General features: G+C 72.1%; 15 protein-coding genes, 3 tRNA genes and 1 pseudogene. 14 read left to right on the top strand and 5 right to left on the bottom strand.

Annotation, left to right across the window (positions count from 1 at the left end; translation table 11 throughout):
* Together WAB15_RS14255 and cpt are read left to right on the top strand one after the other, a co-directional pair.
* The gene (locus WAB15_RS14255) at positions 1-1,455 is read left to right on the top strand and encodes a hypothetical protein (protein WP_407286484.1); all 1,455 of its coding nucleotides are present in this window, start codon (positions 1-3) and stop codon (positions 1,453-1,455) included.
* Positions 1,456-1,611: 156 nt separating this feature from the next.
* Positions 1,612-2,145: a chloramphenicol phosphotransferase CPT gene (cpt, locus tag WAB15_RS14250; protein WP_407286483.1), complete on the top strand. Its 534-nt coding sequence runs from the start codon at positions 1,612-1,614 to the stop codon at positions 2,143-2,145.
* 91 nt (positions 2,146-2,236) lie between these two features.
* On the opposite strand, the gene WAB15_RS14245 is transcribed toward cpt, so the two are convergent.
* On the bottom strand, positions 2,237-2,626 hold the full coding sequence (locus tag WAB15_RS14245) for a VOC family protein (RefSeq protein WP_407286482.1): 390 nt from the start codon (positions 2,624-2,626) through the stop codon (positions 2,237-2,239).
* Between the two features lie 3 nt (positions 2,627-2,629).
* Here WAB15_RS14245 and WAB15_RS14240 point away from each other — a divergent pair.
* Positions 2,630-3,172: pseudogene (locus WAB15_RS14240) on the top strand (DUF6333 family protein); the annotation flags it as partial.
* Between the two features lie 11 nt (positions 3,173-3,183).
* Here the strand turns inward: WAB15_RS14240 and WAB15_RS14235 are convergent.
* On the bottom strand, positions 3,184-3,891 hold the full coding sequence (locus WAB15_RS14235) for a vancomycin high temperature exclusion protein (protein WP_399147943.1): 708 nt from the start codon (positions 3,889-3,891) through the stop codon (positions 3,184-3,186).
* A gap of 235 nt (positions 3,892-4,126) precedes the next feature.
* Here WAB15_RS14235 and WAB15_RS14230 point away from each other — a divergent pair, with 235 nt between their 5' ends.
* From WAB15_RS14230 to WAB15_RS14195, 8 genes are all read left to right on the top strand, one after another.
* Complete coding sequence (locus WAB15_RS14230) at positions 4,127-4,573, top strand: gamma-glutamylcyclotransferase family protein (protein ID WP_399147866.1); 447 nt, start codon at positions 4,127-4,129, stop codon at positions 4,571-4,573.
* Between the two features lie 222 nt (positions 4,574-4,795).
* Positions 4,796-5,839, top strand: coding sequence for an adenosine deaminase (locus tag WAB15_RS14225; RefSeq protein WP_407286481.1), 1,044 nt, complete (start codon positions 4,796-4,798; stop codon positions 5,837-5,839).
* A 179-nt stretch (positions 5,840-6,018) separates the two neighbouring features.
* Complete coding sequence (locus WAB15_RS14220; RefSeq protein WP_407286480.1) at positions 6,019-6,909, top strand: sirohydrochlorin chelatase; 891 nt, start codon at positions 6,019-6,021, stop codon at positions 6,907-6,909.
* Entirely contained in the window at positions 6,906-8,243 is a 1,338-nt protein-coding gene (locus WAB15_RS14215) for a deoxyguanosinetriphosphate triphosphohydrolase (RefSeq protein WP_407286479.1), read from the top strand. Before WAB15_RS14220 ends, WAB15_RS14215 begins: the two co-directional genes overlap by 4 nt.
* A gap of 244 nt (positions 8,244-8,487) precedes the next feature.
* Positions 8,488-9,753, top strand: coding sequence for an NAD(P)/FAD-dependent oxidoreductase (locus tag WAB15_RS14210; protein WP_407286478.1), 1,266 nt, complete (start codon positions 8,488-8,490; stop codon positions 9,751-9,753).
* Positions 9,754-9,762: 9 nt separating this feature from the next.
* Entirely contained in the window at positions 9,763-10,785 is a 1,023-nt protein-coding gene (locus tag WAB15_RS14205) for a threo-3-hydroxy-L-aspartate ammonia-lyase (protein WP_407286477.1), read from the top strand.
* A gap of 118 nt (positions 10,786-10,903) precedes the next feature.
* Positions 10,904-12,823 carry a DNA primase gene (gene dnaG / locus WAB15_RS14200; protein WP_399147872.1) on the top strand — a complete coding sequence of 640 codons (1,920 nt, stop codon included), beginning with the start codon at positions 10,904-10,906 and terminating at the stop codon, positions 12,821-12,823.
* A gap of 364 nt (positions 12,824-13,187) precedes the next feature.
* The gene (locus tag WAB15_RS14195; protein WP_407286476.1) at positions 13,188-14,504 is read left to right on the top strand and encodes an RNA polymerase sigma factor; all 1,317 of its coding nucleotides are present in this window, start codon (positions 13,188-13,190) and stop codon (positions 14,502-14,504) included.
* A 141-nt stretch (positions 14,505-14,645) separates the two neighbouring features.
* Here WAB15_RS14195 and WAB15_RS14190 read toward each other — a convergent pair whose 3' ends face one another.
* Positions 14,646-16,127: an FGGY family carbohydrate kinase gene (locus WAB15_RS14190; RefSeq protein ID WP_407286475.1), complete on the bottom strand. Its 1,482-nt coding sequence runs from the start codon at positions 16,125-16,127 to the stop codon at positions 14,646-14,648.
* Positions 16,128-16,433: 306 nt separating this feature from the next.
* Complete coding sequence (locus WAB15_RS14185) at positions 16,434-16,733, bottom strand: YtxH domain-containing protein (RefSeq protein WP_399147875.1); 300 nt, start codon at positions 16,731-16,733, stop codon at positions 16,434-16,436.
* 219 nt (positions 16,734-16,952) lie between these two features.
* Here WAB15_RS14185 and WAB15_RS14180 point away from each other — a divergent pair.
* From WAB15_RS14180 to WAB15_RS14170, 3 genes are all read left to right on the top strand, one after another.
* Positions 16,953-17,025 (top strand) — tRNA-Asn (locus tag WAB15_RS14180).
* A gap of 5 nt (positions 17,026-17,030) precedes the next feature.
* Positions 17,031-17,103: transfer RNA gene (locus tag WAB15_RS14175), tRNA-Asn, on the top strand.
* Positions 17,104-17,284: 181 nt separating this feature from the next.
* Positions 17,285-17,361 (top strand) — tRNA-Ile (locus WAB15_RS14170).
* A 148-nt stretch (positions 17,362-17,509) separates the two neighbouring features.
* Here the strand turns inward: WAB15_RS14170 and WAB15_RS14165 are convergent.
* Positions 17,510-19,393 carry a tyrosine-type recombinase/integrase gene (locus tag WAB15_RS14165; RefSeq protein WP_407286474.1) on the bottom strand — a complete coding sequence of 628 codons (1,884 nt, stop codon included), beginning with the start codon at positions 19,391-19,393 and terminating at the stop codon, positions 17,510-17,512.
* Positions 19,394-19,889: the final 496 nt, after the last annotated feature.

Raw genomic sequence — 19,889 nt, 5'->3', positions numbered from 1 at the left:
GTGGCACGGGACAACGGTAGGACTCCGGGCAACAACGACAGGGCGGCGGGTATCGGCCACATGGCTCCGGGCGACAACCACAGGGCAGCAGGTAACGGCGACATGGCTCCCAGCCGCAACGAAATGGCGCCGTGTCACGACGACTTGGCTCCGAACCGCAACGAAATGGCGCCCGGCGGCAGCGGCATGGCTCCGGGTAGCGGCCACGTGGTTCCGGGCGGTGGCGATGCGGTGTCGGCCGGCGCGGAGCGGGGTGAGTCCGTGTGGCGTACCCGGCGGCGGTGGACCAGGGCGGCGACCGCCGTGATCGGCATGGCCATGTGCCTGGTCGCCGCGCCCGTCGGCCATGCCTCCGACGGGGTCCCGGGCGCCTCGGACAGCAGCAGTCCCAGTCCCACCCCCGTCTTGGGCAGCCGCGACGCCGCCGCCTACTGGACCCCCGAGCGGATGGCCGCCGCGGCCCCGGCCGACGAGGCTCCCGCAGCCGACGGCGACCCCCCGGACCAGTCGACGCCCGCCGCCCCGCCGGAAGAGGGCACGCCGAGTCAGTCGCCGACCACCCCGGACGGAGGGGACGCGCCGAGCCAGTCGCCCACCGTCCCGCCCGGAGCGGAGACGCCGGGCCAGTCGCCCACCACCCCGGCCGGAACGGATACGCCCGGCCAGCCGTCCGTCGCCCCGCCCGGCAAGGACACGCCGGATCAGGCGCCCACCACCCCGCCCGCGTCCGGCGGCCCGGACCGGCCCAGCGACTCCGCGGCGGCCCAAGCCCCGGCCACGGCCCGGCACTTCGACGGAATCCCGTCCGTCGGCGTGCTGTTCTCCGTCGACAAGGACGCCCGCGCGCACCACTGCACCGCCAGCGTGGTGCACAGCCGGCACCGCAACCTGATCCTCACCGCCGGACACTGCAACCCGGGCGCCCGCGCCGCCTTCGTCCCGCAGTACCGTTCCGGCGCGCAGACCCAGCCGTACGGCGTCTGGGCGATCACCAAGTCCTTCGCCTACCCCGAACGCGGTACCACCGGCGACAAGGCCGACCTCGACTTCGCCTTCGCCACCGTCGCCCCCGCCGAGGACGGCCGCTCCCTTGAGGCGGTCACCGGCGGCAACATCCTCACGGCGACGCCCGGTTACACCAACGACGTCACCGTCATCGGCTATCCCAAGGTCAACAACGACCCGGAGGACCGCGCCGTACGCTGCGACACCCGTAGCGCCCGGCTCGCCGGAACCCGTCAACTCCGCATGGAGTGCGGCGGCTTCTCCGGGGGAACCTCGGGTGGCCCCTGGCTGACCGACCTCGACGAGGAGACCGGGACCGGCCGGATCATCGGCCTGATCGGCGGGGTCAACGGCGGCGGCCCCAAGGGCCCCGACCACGACCGGATCTCCTACAGCCCGTACTTCGGGGGCAAGATCCTCGCCCTCTACACGCGCGCGTCACAGGCGTAGTCGAGGGCCCCGTAGGCCACGTCCGGGAGGGGACACCGGGCTGTGGCAGGCGGTGGAGGGGAGGGGCAGGGAGGGGCAGGGAGGGGCAGGGAGGGGCGGTGCAGGGTTCGCGGAAATCCGGTTCGTGCATCGCCCCGGTGCCTCTACTGTGGCGCGGTGACGACTCAGGTGATCGTGCTCAACGGTGGTTCCAGCTCGGGGAAGTCCGGGATCGTTCGGTGCCTGCAGGCGGTCCTGCCCGATCCGTGGCTGGCCCTCGGGACGGACACGCTGGTCGAGGCGATGCCGGCGTCCATGCAGGCGTCGGACGGCGGCATCGAGTTCGCTCCGGACGGCGAGGTGACCGTCGGCCCGGAGTTCCGAACGCTGGAAGCGGCATGGATCGAAGGCGTCGCCGCGATGGCCCGCGCGGGCGCCCGGGTCATCGTCGACGAGGTCTTCCTCGGCGGAGCGGGCTCACAACAGCGCTGGCAGCAGGCCCTGGACGGACTGCGGGTGCTGTGGGTCGGCGTCAGGTGTGACGGCGCGGTTGCCGCAGGCCGTGAGGTCGCACGCGGCGATCGGACCATCGGGATGGCCGCGTCCCAGGCGGATGTGGTCCACCAGGGCGTGGCCTACGACCTGGAGGTGGACACCGCGCAGGCCGAGTCGATGGAGTGCGCACGGGCCGTCGCCGTACTGGTCGAGTGATCCAGGGCTGCTCTGATCCGCCGTTTGCTTTTGGTGTCTGGTGGAGCCGAGGGCCGGGCCCCGCACTAGGCGCGGGGCCCGGCGCATGTGCTTATGACGGCCAGCCGCCGTACGGCACGGTGATGAGTTCCATGGCATGGCCCGCCGGGTCCATGAAGTACACGCCGCGGCCGCCGTCGTTGTGGTTGATCGCGCCGGGCTGTTGCCGGTGCGGGTCGGCGTAGTGCTCGATGCCGCGCTCGCTGATCCGCGCGTACGCCGCGTCGAACTCCTCCTCGGAGATCAGGAAGGCGTAGTGCTGCATGGCGATGTGGTCCGCGGGGATCGTGGCGAAGTCCAGCGTGACGCCGTTGCTCAGGCCGACCGCGATGAACGGGCCCCACTCGGCGGTGATCTCAAGGCCCAGCAGGTCCGCGAAGAACTGGGCGGACTCCCGGTTGTCCCGGGCGTGGACGATCGTGTGGTTCAACTCGACTGACAAGGAATGCCTCCAAGGGCATCTCCCGACACCTCCATGCCTCACCCAGCCGGTGACCGACACGCGGTGTCGCCAGTGATCCTAACCGTTGTCCCGGCAGTGAGTCGGCGTCGTGTCCGGCCCCGGGTACGGAGCCGCGCCCGCGTCGATACGGTGGCGCCCATGACCACCGACAACGGTTTCTGGACCATACCCGCCGACACGGTGGTCCGTGGGTCCGCGGCCCACTGCAACCTGACCGTCCTTCAGCCCCCCTTCACCGTCGAGGTGGCGGACCTTCCGGCCAACAACCCGGCCAGGGCAGCCGAGTTCGCCGGCTCCCTGTCCACCGTGGCCGCCATGAGGGAAGACCTCGGCCAGCGCTCAGGAGCCAGTACGCCGACCTTCGAGACGCGCGCCGACTTGGACATCGTGCAGGCCGGAGTGTGGGGCAACGTCCTCGCCGCGAGTGACCCGGCCTGGGCTGACGACGGCAACGGCAACCCGCTGCTGTATGAGGCGAGGGGACTGCGCGAGCGGTTCCCCGACGCCCGGATCGTGGGGCGTGTCGAGGTGGAGAACTACGAGCCCTCCGGGCCGGCCCCGGCTCGCAGCGCCTCCGCCACGCCCGTCTCGCGCGGCCCCAGGAAGTGCGGATCGGGCCGCAGCAGCGCGTCCGCCGCCGCCTTCCCGGCCGCGAAGAGTTCCCGGACGCCGCCGTACGCCCAGGTCACATCGCGCTTGGCGGCCACCCCGACCCCGTACGAGTCGATACCGGCCGCCGCGCACAGCGACAGCGCCCGCCGGATGTGGAAGCCCTGGCTGACCAGCACCGCCCGGTCGACGCCGAAGATCCGGTGGGCGCGGCTGCAGGAGTCCCAGGTGTCGAATCCCGCGTAGTCGCTGACGATCTTCCGGGCCGGGACGCCGTGGCGCAGCAGATAGGCGCGCATCGCGTCCGGCTCGTCGTAGTCGCGCCGGCTGTTGTCGCCGGTGACCAGGACCGCGCGGACCGTGCCGCGGTCGTAGAGCTCGGCCGCCGCGTCCAGCCGGTGGGCGAGGTACGGGGACGGCTCGCCGTTCCACAGGCCCGCCCCGAAGACGATGGCGACCGGCGCGGCGGGCGCGTCGGCGACGGTGCGCACCCGGGGACCCCCGGTGGCGTTCATCCAGGTCGCGGGCGCCAGGGCGAGCACCGTCGCGACCACCGTCACCTGGTACGCGCGGCGCCACTCGCGCCGGGTTCGCGGCAGCCGCACGCGGCGCACCCCGCCCCGTATCCGCCGCATCGGCCCTCGCATCCGCCGCCCCTGTCCCCGATCGCATCCGATCACGTCCGGTCGTGATCGATCCCGCAGGCTCCGACGCCCACGGGCCCGGTGATGGTTGCAGGGGGTGCCCGACCGGTGAGGTGGCATGGGGCCCGCCCGGTGATGGTGGGACGGGGTGCCCGGCCCGTGAGGTGGCACGGTGGCCTGGCATCGTGGCAGGAGAAGTACCGAGCCCGGAGAGGAACGCGCCACCATGACCACCGAGCCCGAGCGGCTGCCGTTCTTCGTCTACGGAACGCTGCGCCCCGGCCAGGCCAATCACGCCCGCATCCTGCGCGGCCGCACCGCGCGCGAGGAGCCGGCCCGGATCGGTGGCGCGCTGCTCTACGACGGCCCCGGATACCCCTACGCCATCACCGGGCCCCCGGACGCGGTGGTGCACGGCGCCCTCGTCCTGCCCCGCGACGCCGACTACGACGAGGTGTGCGCGACGCTGGACCGGCTGGAGGACTACGCCCCCGGTGACCCGCAGAACCTCTACGAGCGGGTGGTCACCGAAGCCGAGTGCCCGGACGGCGGGACCGTACGAGCCTGGGTCTACCTGGCCGCCGCGCCGCTCGCCGCCCGGCTGCGCGCCACCGGCACCCCCGTCGACGGCGGTGACTGGCTGCGCGGCACGGCGGCGACGCACTCCCCGTAGCCGCGACGTGCCCCGTAGCCGCGGCGCACAGCCAGGGTGCGGTGCCGCCGACCGGTACGGCCCGGTGCTGTCGCGGCCGCCGTCGGCACCCCGGATAGCCTGGACAAACAACTCCTCCAGGACCGGCAATCGCTCCGGGCCGGCGGCTCCTCCCGGAGCGACGGCTCCCCTCGTGCCGGGGCCTTCCGTACCCCTTCCGTACCGCAGAACAGGTGTGACCGCGTGGCTTCCTCCCCGTCCCTCCCCCCGTCCGCTCCCTCCGCCGCGTCCGATACCGGTCCGTGGCCCAAGGCGGAGCTGCATCTGCACATCGAGGGCACGCTGGAACCCGAGCTGGCCTTCGCGCTCGCCGAGCGCAACGGCGTCACGCTGCCCTACGCCACCGAGGACGAGCTGCGCCGCGCCTACTCCTTCGCCGATCTGCAGTCCTTCCTGAACCTCTACTACGCGCTGATGGCCGTACTGCGCACCGAGGACGACTTCGCCGACCTCGCGGACGCCTACCTCGCCCGCGCCAAGGAGCAGGGCGTACGCCACGCCGAGATCTTCTTCGACCCGCAGGCGCACACCGCCCGCGGCGTCCCGGTCGGCACGGTCGTCGACGGCCTGGCCCGCGCGCTGGACCGGGCCCAGGAGACCTACGGCATCAGCACCCGCCTGATCATGTGCTTCCTGCGCGACGAGAGCGCCGAATCGGCCCTGGCGACCTTCGAGGCGGCCCGCCCGCACCTGCACCGGATCGCCGCCGTCGGCCTGGACTCGGCCGAGGTCGGGCACCCGCCGGCCAAGTTCAAGGAGGTCTTCGCGCTGGCCCGCGAGGCCGGGCTCAAGTGCGTGGCGCACGCGGGGGAGGAGGGGCCCGCCGCGTATGTGTGGGAGGCCCTGGACGTCCTCGGGGTGGACCGGATCGACCACGGCGTGCGCTGCATGGAGGACGAGCGGCTGGTGGCCCGTCTGGCGGCGGAGCAGGTGCCGCTGACCGTCTGCCCGCTGTCGAACGTGCGGCTGCGGGTCATCGACGACCTCGCCGACCACCCGCTGCCCGCGATGCTGGACGCCGGTCTGCTGGTGACCGTCAACTCCGACGACCCGGCCTACTTCGGCGGCTACGCGGACGACAACTTCACGGCCGTACGCGATGCCCTCGGGTTCGACGCGGAGACCCTGCGCACCCTCGCCCGCAACTCCTTCCGGGCGTCCTTCCTCGACGAGGCGACGCGCGAGAGGTATCTGGCGGAGGTCGACGCGCACGCGACGGGCGCGTAACGGGGAGCGCGCGCCCGCACGACGTGCGTAGGCGGGTGGCGCGCACCGCAACGCCGCAGGTCACGGGCAGCGCGCACCCGCCCGACGCACACCCGGGGCGGCTCCGGCGGCAGCCGTACGGAACACGGAGTTACCCGCGGGGAAACGGCACCGCAACGCCCGGGTGCCACGCTCGGGCCATGACGGCGCAGATACCGCATTCGCCCTCCCACCGGTCTCCCATGGCAGCCGTGCCGCTCGGCTCGGGTGAGCTCGCCGCCGAGATCACCGCCCAGCTCAGCACCCGGCTGTGCGGTGTCCGGCTGCGCGGCCGCCGCCACCCGGGAGCGGCCGCGCCGACCCTCGTCGCGGTGGCCCACGGCAGCCGCGATCCCCGCGCGCTGCCCGCCGTCCGGGCCCTGCTCGACCGGGTCCGCGCGCTCCGCCCCGGCCTGCCGGTACGGCTCGGCAACATCGAGCTCGACCGGCCGCTGCTCGCCGACACCCTCGCGGAGCTGCACGGCGAGGCCGTCCTCGTACCGCTGCTCTTCGGCCGTGGCTATCACGTCACCCACGATCTGCCCGCCGCGCTGGCGGCCGCTCCTCATCTGACGGGCCGGATCGCCGAGCCCCTCGGCCCGCACCCGCTCCTCGCCGAGGCGCTGCACGGACGCCTGCTGGAGGCCGGATTCGCCGCCGGGCGGGGGAGTACGGCCGTGGTCCTGGCCGCCGCCGGCTCCCGGGCGGCGCGCTCCACCCGGGACACCGAGCACATCGCGCGGCTGCTCTCCGACCGGCTCGGGGGCCTCCCCGTCCTGACCGCCTACGCGTCCGCCGCCGCCCCCACCGTCGCCGAGGCCGTCCGGGAGCTGACCGCCCGCGGCCACGACCGGATCGCCGTCGCCGGCTGCTTCACCGCGCCCGGCCGCTTCGCCACCCAGTGCGCGGCGGCCGCCCCCGGTATCGCCGCCGAGCCCCTGGCCGACCACCCCGCATTGGCCCGTCTGGTGCTGCACCGCTACGACCAGGCGCTCCTGGCGCGTACCGGATCCGGCCCCGAGAGCCCCAGGGCGGCTACCGTCGCTGTATGACGGGCACTCCACCCGGGACACCACCGGGCGCACGACCGACCATCCCCGGCTACACCCCGGCCGACACCGAGCGCTGGGTCCCCGAACCCGACAAACGGCCGGGGCGCACCGCCTTCCAGCGCGACCGCGCCCGGGTGCTGCACTCCGCCGCGCTGCGCAGGCTCGCCGGCAAGACCCAGGTCGTCACCCCGGGCACGCACACCCACGCCTGGGACGCCACCCCGCGCACCCGGCTGACCCACTCCCTGGAGTGCGCCCAGGTTGGCCGGGAGCTCGGCGCCGCCCTCGGCTGCGATCCGGATCTGGTCGAGACCGCCTGTCTGGCGCACGATCTCGGCCACCCGCCCTTCGGGCACAACGGTGAGCAGATCCTCAACGAAGTCGCCGCGCCCTGCGGTGGCTTCGAGGGCAACGCCCAGTCGCTGCGGCTGCTGGCCCGTCTGGAGCCCAAGCGGTTCGTGCCCGACCCGGACGGCCGGGCGCGCAGCGTCGGGCTGAACCTCTCCCGGGCCGCCCTCGACGCCGCCACCAAGTACCCCTGGCCGCGCGGCGGCCACCCCGCCGACCCCGCCTCGGCGAAGTTCGGGGTCTACGCGGACGACCTGCCGGTGTTCGCGTGGTTCCGGCAGGGCGCGCCCGACGGGGCGCAGAGCTTCGAAGCGCAGGTCATGGACTGGTCCGACGATGTGGCGTACTCGGTGCACGACGTCGAGGACGGGCTGCACGCCGGGCACCTCGACCCCAACGTCCTGCTCGCCGACGCCGAGCGCGCCGAGATCTTCGCGGTCGCCGGTGAGCGCTATGCGCCCGGCGCCGGCCCCGAGGAGCTGGCCGCGGCGCTGGACCGCCTCCTGGAACAGGAGTGGTGGCCGCACGGCTACGACGGCTCGGCGCTCGCCCAGGCCCGCCTCAAGGACGCCACCAGCCAGCTCATCGGCCGCTTCTGCCTGGCGGCCGAGGGCGCGACCCGGGCGCAGTGGGGGAGCGGGCGGCTCACCCGCTACGGGGCCGCGCTGGTGGTTCCGGCCGAAACGCGGCTGGAATGCGCCGTTTTGAAGGCCGTCGCCGACCGGTACGTCATGCAGCGCCCCGACCAGGAGGCGCTCCGGGCCGACCAGCGCGTGGTGATCGCCGAACTGGCCGAGGCATTGCTCGCCCGTGCCCCGGACGGCCTTGATCCGCAGTTCCGTTCGCTCTTCGACGCGGCCACCGACGACACCGCCCGTATGCGCGCGGTCATCGACCAGATCGCGTCCTTGACGGACACTTCGGCCCGCTCGCTGCACGCCCGTCTCACCCGACGCCCTGGTTACGTAGGGGACAACCGCGGGTGACCCTAGGGGGGAAGCCCCTCTTCCCCCCTCACGCTCCGTGCGGGACGCTCGAAGCCGACCGTTCTCGAAGCCGATCGTTTTCGAACGGGGAACCCCGACAGGACCGAACGGGAACCCCGACAACCACACACACATCTACGGGGGAAGCAGACCGGCGTCTACGGGGGGAAGCAGACCGGGGGTACATCGGGGGCGTTTACGGACGCGGACGCGGACGTACGGCAGCGCAACGAGGAGGAAGCAAGTGGTCGACGCACACCAGACGTTCGTCATCGTCGGGGGTGGCCTGGCCGGAGCGAAGGCCGCGGAGACGCTCCGCTCGGAAGGCTTCACCGGCCGGGTGATCCTCATCTGTGACGAGCGCGACCACCCCTACGAGCGGCCCCCGCTGTCCAAGGGGTACCTGCTCGGCAAGGAGGAACGCGACAGCGTCTTCGTCCATGAGCCCGCCTGGTACGCCAAGGCGCACATCGAGCTCCATCTGGGCCAGCCCGCCGTCCACCTGGACCCCGCGGCCAAGACCGTACGCCTCGGGGACGGCACCCTGATCGCCTACGACAAGCTGCTGCTGGCCACCGGCGCCGAGCCGCGCCGCCTGGACATCCCCGGGACCGGCCTGGCCGGCGTGCACCACCTGCGCCGCCTCGCGCACGCCGAACGGCTGCGCGGCGTGCTGGCCTCCCTCGGCCGGGAAAACGGACACCTCGTCATTGCGGGCGCCGGCTGGATCGGTTTGGAGGTCGCCGCCGCCGCACGCACCTACGGCGCCGAGGTCACCGTCATCGAAACCGCCCCCACCCCGCTGCACGGCGTCCTGGGCCCCGAACTCGGCGGCATGTTCACCGCACTGCACCGCGAACACGGCGTCCGCTTCCACTTCGGCGCCCGCCTCACCGAGATCGTCGGCCAGGACGGCATGGTGCTGGCGGTGCGCACCGACGACGGTGAGGAGCACCCCGCCCACGACGTGCTCGCCGCGATCGGCGCCGCCCCGCGCACCGCCCTCGCCGAACAGGCCGGCCTGGACCTGGTCGACCGCGGCGCCGGCGGCGGCATCGCGGTGGACTCCGCGCTGCGCACCTCCGACCCGTACATCTACGCGGCCGGCGACGTGGCGGCCGCCGACCACCCCCTCCTGGACACCCGCCTGCGCGTCGAGCACTGGGCCAACGCCCTCAACGGCGGCCCGGCCGCCGCCCGCGCCATGCTCGGCCAGGACACCAGCTACGACCGCATCCCGTACTTCTTCTCCGACCAGTACGACCTCGGCATGGAGTACTCCGGCTACGCCCCGCCCGGCTCGTACACCCAGGTGGTCTGCCGCGGCGACGTCGGCAAACGGGAGTTCATCGCCTTCTGGCTCGGTGCGGACGGCCGGCTGCTCGCCGGGATGAACGTCAATGTCTGGGACGTCGCCGAGACCGTCCAGCAACTGATCCGATCCGGTGCCCCGTTGGAGCCCGGCGCGCTGGCCGATCCGGAGGTTCCGCTGGAGTCGCTGCTCCCGTAGCGTGCGTTCATGACGCAGAGCCCCACCGGTCCCACGGGTCCCGCCGACCACGCCGGCCGCCCCGGAGGCGCCGCCCCGGACCTCGTCACCTTCGACGACGTCCGCGACGCCGCCCGGCGGCTGGCGGGCGTGGCACACCGCACGCCCGTGCTGCGCTCGCGCACCCTCGACGCGCTGGTCGGCGCCGAGGTCCACCTCAAGTGCGAGAACTTCCAGCGCGTCGGCGCCTTCAAGTTCCGCGGCGCCTACAACGCCGTCTCCCGGCTGACAGCCGAGCAGCTGGCCCGCGGCGTCGTCGCCCACTCCTCCGGCAACCACGCCCAGGCCGTCGCCCTCGCCGCCCGGGAACTCGGCAGCCACGCGGTCATCGTGATGCCCGAGGACACGCCGGCGTCCAAGGCCGAGGCCACCGCCGGATACGGCGCCGAGATCGTCCGCTACGACCGCTACACGGGCGACCGCGCCGCCATCAGCCGCCGGCTCTCCGAGGAGCGGGGCCTGGCCCTCATCCCGCCGTACGACCATCCGCACGTCATCGCCGGCCAGGGCACCGCCGCCCTGGAGCTGATCGAGGAGACCGGCCCGCTGGACGCGCTGCTGGTCCCCGTCGGCGGCGGCGGGCTGATGGCCGGCTCGGCCCTCGCCGCCACCGCCCTGGCTCCCGGCATCCGCCTGATCGGCGTCGAGCCGGAGGCCGGCGACGACACCCGCCGCTCCCTGGCCGCCGGCCACCCCGTCACCATCCCCGTGCCCCGCACCATCGCCGACGGCCAGGCCGTCGAGAGCCCCGGCGTCCTGACCTTCGCCGTCAACCGGCGGCTCATCGACTCGGTCGTGCTGGTCGGCGACGACGAGATCCGCGGCGCCATGAAGTTCGCCTTCGAACGCCTCAAGATCGTCACCGAGCCCAGCGGCGCCAGCGGCCTGGCCGCCCTGCTGGCCGGCCGCATCGACCCCCTACCCCCGCGGATCGGCGTGATCGTCTCCGGCGGCAACATCGGCCTTTCCCGCTTCGTGGAGCTGCTGGGGTGAGTGTTCGTGGCACCGCCGGGGCGGGCGGCGCCGAGGACGTGCCGCCGCCGCGCCGTCCGGGGCCGCCCGGCAGCGGCCTGCGGCGGGGACTGTCCGACCCCGGCCGTAGAATTCACGCGTGGCAGGCAGGATCAACGATGACGATGTGAAGGCGGTACGGGACGCGGTCCCGATCGACGCCGTCGTATCCGAGTACCTCCAGCTCCGCAACGCCGGCGGCGGCAATCTCAAGGGCCTGTGCCCCTTCCACGACGAGAAGTCCCCGTCCTTCCACGTCAGCCCCGCCAAGGGCCTCTACCACTGCTTCGGCTGCCAGGAGGGCGGCGACACCGTCGACTTCATCATGAAGATCGACCACCTCTCGTTCGCCGAGACCATCGAGCGCCTCGCCTCCCAGGCCGGCATCACCCTGCGCTACGAGGAGGGCGGCTACACCCCCGGCCGCCAGCAGGGCGAGCGCACCCGCCTGGTGGAGGCCCACAAGGCCGCCGCGCAGTTCTACGTCGAGCAGCTGGACGGCCCCGAGGCGGAGATCGCCCGGAAGTTCCTCGCCGAGCGCGGCTTCGACCAGGCCGCCGCCCAGCACTTCGGCGTCGGCTACAGCCCGGCCGGCTGGGACCACCTCACCCGCTTCCTGCGCGGCCGCCGCTTCAGCGACCAGGAACTCGTCCTCTCCGGCCTCTCCCAGGAGGGCCGCCGCGGCCCCATCGACCGCTTCCGCGGCCGCCTGATGTGGCCGATCCGCGATATCGCCGGTGAGGTCGTCGGCTTCGGCGCCCGCAAGCTCCGCGACGACGACAACGGCCCCAAGTACCTCAACACCCCCGAGACCCCCCTCTACCGCAAGTCCCAGGTCCTCTACGGCATCGACCTCGCCAAGAAGGAGATCGCCAGGACGAACCGCGCGGTGGTCGTCGAGGGCTACACGGACGTCATGGCCTGCCATCTGGCCGGCGTCACCACCGCCATCGCCACCTGCGGCACGTCCTTCGGCGAGGGCCACATCAAGATCCTCCGCCGGCTGCTGATGGACAACTCCGGCTCCGAGGTCGTCTTCACCTTCGACGGCGATGCCGCAGGTCAGAAGGCTGCCCTGCGGGCCTTCGAGGACGATCAGAAGTTCGCCGCCGAGACCTCCATCGCCATCACCCCCGGCGGTATGGACCCCTGCGACCTGCGGCTCGCCAAGGGAGACCAGGCCGTCGCCGACCTCGTCGAGTCCCGCACCCCGCTCTTCGAGTTCGCCCTGCGCCATGTCGTCGCGCGCCACAACCTCGACACCACGGTCGGCCGCGCCGCCGCCCTCGACGAGGCCGCGCCGATCGTCGCCCACATCAAGAACAGCTCCATCCAGCACGAATCCGCCGTCCAGCTCGCCGGCATGCTCGGCATCCTGGACACCCAGTTCGTCGTCCGCCGGGTCAGCCAGCTCGCCCGCTGGGCCCGCGAACGCGGCCGCGACGGCGCAGGCCCCGACCAGGGCCGTCAGCAGCGCCGAGGTCCGGGCCCCGGGCCCGAGCAGCCCGCCCCCGCGCCCGGCCCGCGCGGCCCGGCGCTCAACCTCCGCAGCCCCGCCCACCGCGTCGAGCGCGAACTGCTCAAGCTCGCCCTGCAGCGCCCCGACCTGGTCTCCCCGGCCTTCGACGCCTACGGGGCCGACGAGTTCACCGCGCCGCCGTACGCCGTGGTCCGCCAGTGCATCGAGGACGCCGGCGGGGCAACCGCCGGCGCCGCCGACAACACCTACGTTCCCCGGGTCCGCGAGGCCGCCCCCGACGACACCGTCCGCGCCATGGTCACCGAACTCGCCGTCGAACCGCTGCACACCCGCCGCGATCCCGACGAGGCCTACGCCGGCGTCCAGTTGGTCGCCGTCCGCCTGGCCGCCGTCAACCAGCGTGTCACGGAGATCCGCGGCACCCTCCAGCGCCTCGGCCCCCGCGCCGACCCCGAGCACCTGGCCGCCGTCCAGAACGAACTCTGGGTCCTCCAGCAGTACGGCCAGTCGCTCCGCGAACGCGGGTACGCGGCGCTTTAGGCGACGGTGCGGGCGGTGAGCTCGGCGGCGCTCCGTAGACGGCCACAGCGCCCGTCGCGCGGGAATACCGCCCCGGCCCCGCCCGTTGTGGCCCCACAGGGGGCCCTCGCATCCCCTACGGAATGCGTTCGCACGCCCCCTAGTGCCCACCCCTGGGCGCCCCTCGGCCCCGCCCCGGGCTGCCCCCGGGCTCGCCTCTGCCGCACCCCGGGCCCGGCCCTAGCTCCACCCCGACCCCACCCTCATCCCGCCCCTGCCCCCCCCCAGGAACACCCCGCAGTAGCCATCCGGTCACGGATCGGACTCAAAAAGTGGTCGCACGCCCCTCGTGGCGGGAGTGTGTCGTACTCCACACTGAGAAGCGGTGCCTGAGTCCTCGGAGCGCGGGCGGTCCGGTCGTACGCCACCGGAGTCCCCCGCGGAACCGCTCTCGACGTACGGGACGGGAGGCGGCTCGGCCGCTACCGTGCCCGACCCTTCTGCCGCCTCAGCAGCGATCACCCTGGAGGTCGCCCCCGTGCAGACCCAGACCCTCGCCGATGCGCCGACCGCTGCGCCCCCGGCCGCCGAGCCGCAGAGGGAGCCGGCCCTGGAACCGGTCGCCGTGCCGCAGCAGGCCGAGCCCCCCGCCGCCGAGATGTACCTCGGGGAGATCGCCCCGGAACCGGGACCGGGACCAGAGCCGGAAGTGGAACAAGAACCGGAATCGGAACCGGAACCGGCACTCGAACGGGAGCCGGCGCCATCGCCCCGCCCCGACACCGCCGCCGGCCCGTCCTCCGACCTCTTCCGCCAGTACCTCCGCGAGATCGGCCGGATCCCGCTGCTCACCGCCGCCGAGGAGGTCGAGCTCGCCCGCCGGGTGGAGGCCGGCCTCTTCGCCGAGGAGAAGCTCACCAACACCCCCGACCTGTCGTCCCAACTCGCCTACGACCTCGACAAGTTGGTGGTCCTCGGCCGGATGGCCAAACGCCGCCTGATCGAGGCCAACCTCCGCCTGGTGGTCTCCGTCGCCAAGCGCTACGTCGGCCGCGGACTGACCATGCTCGACCTCGTCCAGGAGGGAAACCTCGGACTGATCCGCGCCGTCGAGAAGTTCGACTACGCCCGCGGCTACAAGTTCTCCACCTACGCCACGTGGTGGATCCGCCAGGCGATGTCCCGCGCCCTCGCCGACCAGGCCAGGACCATCCGCGTCCCGGTCCACGTCGTCGAGCTGATCAACCGGGTGGTGCGCGTCCAGCGCCGGATGCTCCAGGAGCGCGGCTACGAACCGACGCCCGAGGAGGTCGCCACCCACCTCGACCTGACCGAGGAACGCGTCAGCGAGGTGCTGCGCCTGGCGCAGGAGCCGGTCTCGCTGCACGCTCCCGTCGGCGAGGAGGAGGACGTCGCCCTCGGCGACCTCATCGAGGACGGCGACGCCGCCTCACCCGTCGAATCCGCCGCGTTCCTGCTGCTGCGCGAGCACCTCGACGCGGTGCTGTCCACCCTCGGCGAACGCGAACGCAAGGTCGTCCAGCTCCGCTACGGGCTGGCCGACGGCCGCCCCCGCACGCTGGAGGAGATCGGCCGGATCTTCGGGGTCACCCGCGAACGGATACGGCAGATCGAGTCCAAGACCCTCAACAAACTCCGCGACCACGCCTTCGCCGACCAGCTCCGCGGCTATCTCGACTGAGCGCACCCGACCCGCCCCTAGAGCCACGGCCTCCGCCGGAGCGCCGCGGCACGCACCTCCGCGCCCCCGGCACGCACCGCACGCCCCGCCGGACCCCGGACCACCTCCACTCCGGGCCCCGCTACGCCCCGCCCCGCTACGTCACGCCTCCCGCTGGAACGCCCCCGGATGGGCCTCGTCGCGCACCGCCCCGTACTGCTGGCGTACGGCCTGCCCGACCGGCAGCTCCTCGCCCGGATCGAAGATCTGGCTCGCGGCGGCCGGCCACTGCGGCGGATCGACCCAGGCGGCCCCGCCGCCCGGATGGGCCTGCGCTCCGGCGGCCGGCGCGAGCGTGCCGTGCGCCACCCCCCACGCCCAGGCCGCCTGCCGCGCCGCGCCCAGCGCCGCGTACTCCGCCGGCTGCGGCACCACGACCTGCACCCCGAACAGCCCCGGCGCGATCGCCTGCACCGCGCCCAGCTCCGCCGCCGCGCCCAGCAGGAACACCCGGCGCACCGCCACGCCCCGCCCGCGCAGCACGTCCAGCGCGTCGGCGAGGCCGCAGAGCATGCCCTCCACGGCCGCCCGCGCCAGATGCTCCGGCTTCATGCTCTCCCGCCGCATCCCGTGCAACGACCCGGCGGTATGCGGCAGATGAGGCGTCCGCTCGCCCTCCAGATAGGGCAGCAGCACCATGCCGTACGCACCGGGCGACGACTTCAGCGCCAGGTCGGACAGCCCCTCCAGGTCCGTCCCCAGCATCTCCGCCGCGCCGCGCAGCACCCGTACCGCGTTGCTGGTGTGCACCACCGGCAGATGCAGCCCGGTGGCGTCGGCGAACGAGGTGATCGTGCCGCTCGGGTCGACCAGCGCCTCATGGTGGATCGCGAACACCGACCCCGAGGCGCCCAGCGACACCACGGCGTCGCCCTCCCCGACGCCGAGCCCGAACGCCGCCGCCATCGTCTCGCCCGTACCGGCGGAGATCAGCAGCCCTTCCGGGGTGAAGCCGGCGGTCCCGGACGGGCCCAGCACCTCCGGCAGCCGCACCTGGTGCCCGAGCGCCAGCTCCACCAGATCCGGCCGGTACGACGCGCTCGCCGCCGACCAGAAGCCGGTCGCCGAGGCCCCGCCCCGGTCGGTCGTACGCCGCGCGGGCCGCCCCAGCAGCTGCCAGGCCAGCCAGTCGTGCGGCTGCATGACCTCCGTGATCCGGGCCGCGTTCGCCGGCTCCGTACGCGCCAGCCAGCGCAGCTTGGTCACCAGGTGCGCGGCCTGCGGAACCGCTCCGACGGCCTGCGCCCATGCGGCGCGCCCGCCCAGCGAGTCGACGAGATCCGCGGCCGCGCTCTGCGCCCGCTTGTCATTGCCCAGCAGCGCCGGCCGTACGAGGTTGCCGTCGGCGTCCAGCGGCAGCAGCGCGTGCTGCTGCGCCGAGACGCCGATGGCCTGTACGCCTTCGAGCAGCCCGTTGCCGGCCGCCTCGCCGAGTGACATCAGCCACGCCTGCGGATCGACCTCGGGCCCCTTTTCGACGGGGTGCGGGGCATACCCCCGCCTGATGACGGCACCCGTGTCCGCATCGCAGACGACGATGCGTGTGCTCTCGGACGAACTGTCCAATCCGGCGACTATCCCCATAGCCCAGATGATGCCTCATGAGACGCATAAGGAGAGAGTCAGGCTTTGCCCGGGAGGGCCCGGCCTCGGGCTCCTTTCCGGCATCCCCCGACCCACTCCCCGGGCGTTTCCTGAGGCCATCCCCCTGACCTGCCCTTCAGGGAGTGCCTTAGAACGTTTCTTCGGGCGCCCCCGGGGATTCCTCGGTCATGCCCGGCCAGGCGATCGTCTGCCTCGCCCCGTCATCCCCGACGTCCCCTAAGGTCCCCGACGACCCCGCCGCCCCCGTCATCCCGTCGTCGCCCTCGTCCCCCCGAGCCATCCGGCTCAGGTGTTGCTGGTTCCCCAGTCGTCCTCGTCGGCGGCGCGCTGCTCCCGGAGGGAGCGGACCCGGTCGGTGACGGCTCCGGGCAGCCGGTCCCCGACCTTGGCGGAAACCGTCCCGAACGCCTTCGTCGCCGCCTCGCGCCCGGTCAGGGCCACGGACTCGGCACTGTTGCGAACCGCCGGGTTCTGCGCGACCCGCTGGGCGGCCTTGCGGAGCTGCTCGTACCGCTCGCGGCCGGCTCGTGCGCCGAGCACGTACCCCGTGGCCAGTCCCGCGATGAACGTGAGCCGGTAGCGCATCGCTCCACCTTTCCCTCTGTCGGACCCGTCCGGTGCCACCACGCACCGGCACGCCGGGCTGTGCCGCGCCCCTACCCTCCGGGGCCGGAGATCACCCGAGGTGACCTGAGGCGATACCGATTGGCGGAGCACCCCCCTGCTTGCGCTAATGTATGTGTCGCAGCGAGCGCGCGCCGTCCGGAGGCCCGGACAGCGGTGCATTCGAGGCACACAGAGCAATCCCCTGTAGCTCAATTGGCAGAGCAGCCGGCTGTTAACCGGCAGGTTACTGGTTCGAGTCCAGTCGGGGGAGCTCGGTCCCCTGTAGCTCAATTGGCAGAGCATTCGGCTGTTAACCGGAGGGTTACTGGTTCGAGTCCAGTCGGGGGAGCAGAGAGAACGAGGACCCCGTGAGGGGTCCTTTTTCTTGTGCCGTGGAACCGAACCCCGGGTGATCGAAGTCCTCTTGGGCGTCCGATGTCGCGCGACGGCAGCCCTCACGGGCAGCAGATCGTATGAGCGGCTATGCTGCGGCAGACGGCGCGCACAAATGTGCGCGACGCGCCGTGGAGGGGGCGGTAGCTCAGCCGGTTAGAGCAGCGGACTCATAATCCGTCGGCCGTGGGTTCGAGTCCCACCCGCCCCACCACAGCTTCCAGGGCGAAGATCCTTTCTACCTGGTGAAACGTGAGAACGGGAGCCACCACCAGAGTGTGGTGGCTCCCGTTCATCCGTTCAGACCAAGATCCAGTGGAAGCGTAGTGGACACGCGGAGGGATCAGTGGCCAGAGGGGGCCTCACGCCGCCTTCTGATGCCTGGAGGTACGACGGCGGCCAGCCCTTCCTGGCGTGGGCGGCAGGCCCGTTGGCAACGCCACGTCGGTCAGGCCTGTGGACTCGGAGCGGGCGACGGTGAAGCGCGTGAGCGAAAAGTCCGACCGCTGCTCCTCCGGGTACCGGTCGTTGAAGTTCTCGACCCGAACCAGTTCCAGGCCGTTCGAGGCGCAGTGGTCGCGTATCCACTTCACGGCCGCGTTGGCGGCGCCGTCCTGGCCCCGGCTGGCCAGCGTGATCATGCCGAGGAGCTCGGAGTCTGGTTGGATCTGCGCTCCAACAGCCCAGGTGTCCCCTGACTGCCGTGCACCGTGGGCGAAGAGGACGGCGATGTCGGCTATCCAGGCCGTCTCTGGGATCTCCAGCGGGGTGCGCACCGTGAATGGGAAGTCGCGGGGGACGACAGCCATCACCGATTCCGCCTCGGCTCGCATCATCTCGGGCAGCACGCTGGTGTAGGTGTCGGAGGTGATCTGGCGCGAGGAATGGCCGAGCTTCTCCTGGACCACCTTGATGTCGGTCCCTGCGAGCAGGGACAGTGTGGCGGCGAGATGCCGCAGATCATGCAGGCGGACCGGTGGCAGGCCTGAGAGTTCCACCAGACGCTTGAAGCGCCGGGACATCCAGTCGGGGTGAATCTCCTCGCCGTTCTCGTGCGTCCACACGCGGCCAGTCTCGACATAGGCGTTGCCCCACTCCTGGCGCTTCTGCTCCTGCTTCGCGCGGAAGCCCACCAAGTGGTCGCCGGACTCCAGGCTCAGCGACAGGGTGCGGACGCTGTCCGCCTTCGGCGCTTCGCCGTATAGCTTGTAGGCGACCTCCACGATCTGCTGCGAGACTCGCAGCCAGAGCGCATCGGTGCTGACCTCCGTCCAGGGCAGGGCAGCCATCTCTCCGCGTCGGGGGCCGAGGAAGATGAACGAGTGCCACAGCTCGTAGAGCCAGTCGTCCTTGACGAAGTCGAGGAACTGGCCGGTCAGCTCCGGAGTCCAGACCATGACCGGGCCCGGCTTCTCGCCGGTGAGCTTCCAGTGCTCGATGCGCTCAGGCGTCCAGACGAGCGGCTTGGACCGGGTGGCCGGCGGTAGCTCCACGAGCTGCGCCCAGTTCTTGGCGAAGGCCGCCTCGCGCTTGATACCCCATGCTAGGGCGGAAGAGAGCGTGTCGTTGATGCGGTGCATGGTGGCGGCGGAGGTGATCTTCCGCAGCCCCCGGCGGCCCTCGCGCAGTGCCTTGTTCGCGTCGAGGAACGCTCGACGGGTAGCGCGGCGCTCCTCCGTCTTCCCGGCCGCTCTCACCCAGGCCCGGTGTGCGTCGTCACGGTCCTTCTGGAGCTGATTGACGCGGAGGCGGTGGAGGGTCCTCTCGGCGTTCTGCTTCTCGATCGCGTCGTACATGAGGTCGAGGTGGCGGGCCTTGAGGTCACGGCGTTTGATGTGCCCGAGGTGAGGGAGGAGGTAGTTGTTGATGTGCTCCTCGTAGCCGTGGCGGGTGGTGCGTGCGAGGGATTTCTTCGCCTTGATCCACCGAAGGAAGAAGTCGCCGCATTTCTCGTCGGACAGCACATCGGTGCCGGCGCTAGCGGCGTCATAGAGTTCTTTTGCCTTCTTCTTGGCGTCATCCAGCTTGGCGAAGCCACCGCGGCGTACACGTGCACGCTTGCCGCCCTCGCCTGGTTCCCCCTTGAAGTAGAACGCCCAGGTGCCGTGCCCCTTGCCCAGCTTGGGGCACGTCGTGCCGATGGAGCCGATCTTGGGATTGCCTTCGGCGTCCAGGACAGGATTGCCCTCCTTGTCCCTCAGTGGCCCCGTGCACTGGCATCGCCGGTAGTAGCTCGGCTCGAACATCCGACCCCCTGCTGTCGACTGGCCCGCTGCCAGTCGTGGTTGTGTGTACGTCTCTGGCGTGATCTCTCTTCATCTTGCGGGGGCTGTCGGACACTGCTGTAAGGTCAGTTTCAAGTTGGCGCGGGGGAGAGAGCGACCAACGAGATGACTGCTCAGGAAGAGCGCAGGCAGGCTTCGGCCGGAGCGATGGGCCTGGAGGAGCTGCTGGCTCTACCGGCCACGGTCAACGTGACAACTGCCGGACGGGCTCTCGGCATTGGCCGCGACAAGGCGTACGAGCTGATCCGTAAAGGGTGCTTCCCTGTGCGGACGCTCCCGCTGGGTGGCACTGTCCGTGTGCCGACGGCGGAGCTGTGGAAGGTCCTCGGCGTTGACCAGCGGCGGGGAGCGGGGGTGGCTACGTGATCAACGTGGACGATGTGCGACTCAGAGGTGTTGAGATGCTTTCCAACAATGTGACCTATCTCGGATAAGGTTAGGTAAGGCTAAGGGGGTC

The organism is Streptomyces sirii (assembly GCF_045690365.1).
In the GTDB taxonomy this organism is placed as follows: Bacteria; Actinomycetota; Actinomycetes; order Streptomycetales; family Streptomycetaceae; genus Streptomyces; species Streptomyces sirii.
The sequence above is the reverse complement of the archived record's forward strand: the minus strand, read 5'-3'. Positions and strand labels throughout refer to the sequence as shown.

Coding starts and splice junctions, on each gene's coding strand:
- WAB15_RS14235 (WP_399147943.1), bottom strand. CDS start 3,891: ATGCGGCGGATACGGGGCGGGGTGCGCCGCGTGCGGCTGCCGCGAACC.
- WAB15_RS14230 (WP_399147866.1), top strand. CDS start 4,127: ATGACCACCGAGCCCGAGCGGCTGCCGTTCTTCGTCTACGGAACGCTG.
- WAB15_RS14220 (WP_407286480.1), top strand. CDS start 6,019: ATGACGGCGCAGATACCGCATTCGCCCTCCCACCGGTCTCCCATGGCA.
- WAB15_RS14215 (WP_407286479.1), top strand. CDS start 6,906: ATGACGGGCACTCCACCCGGGACACCACCGGGCGCACGACCGACCATC.
- WAB15_RS14205 (WP_407286477.1), top strand. CDS start 9,763: ATGACGCAGAGCCCCACCGGTCCCACGGGTCCCGCCGACCACGCCGGC.
- WAB15_RS14190 (WP_407286475.1), bottom strand. CDS start 16,127: ATGGGGATAGTCGCCGGATTGGACAGTTCGTCCGAGAGCACACGCATC.
- WAB15_RS14185 (WP_399147875.1), bottom strand. CDS start 16,733: ATGCGCTACCGGCTCACGTTCATCGCGGGACTGGCCACGGGGTACGTG.
- WAB15_RS14165 (WP_407286474.1), bottom strand. CDS start 19,393: ATGTTCGAGCCGAGCTACTACCGGCGATGCCAGTGCACGGGGCCACTG.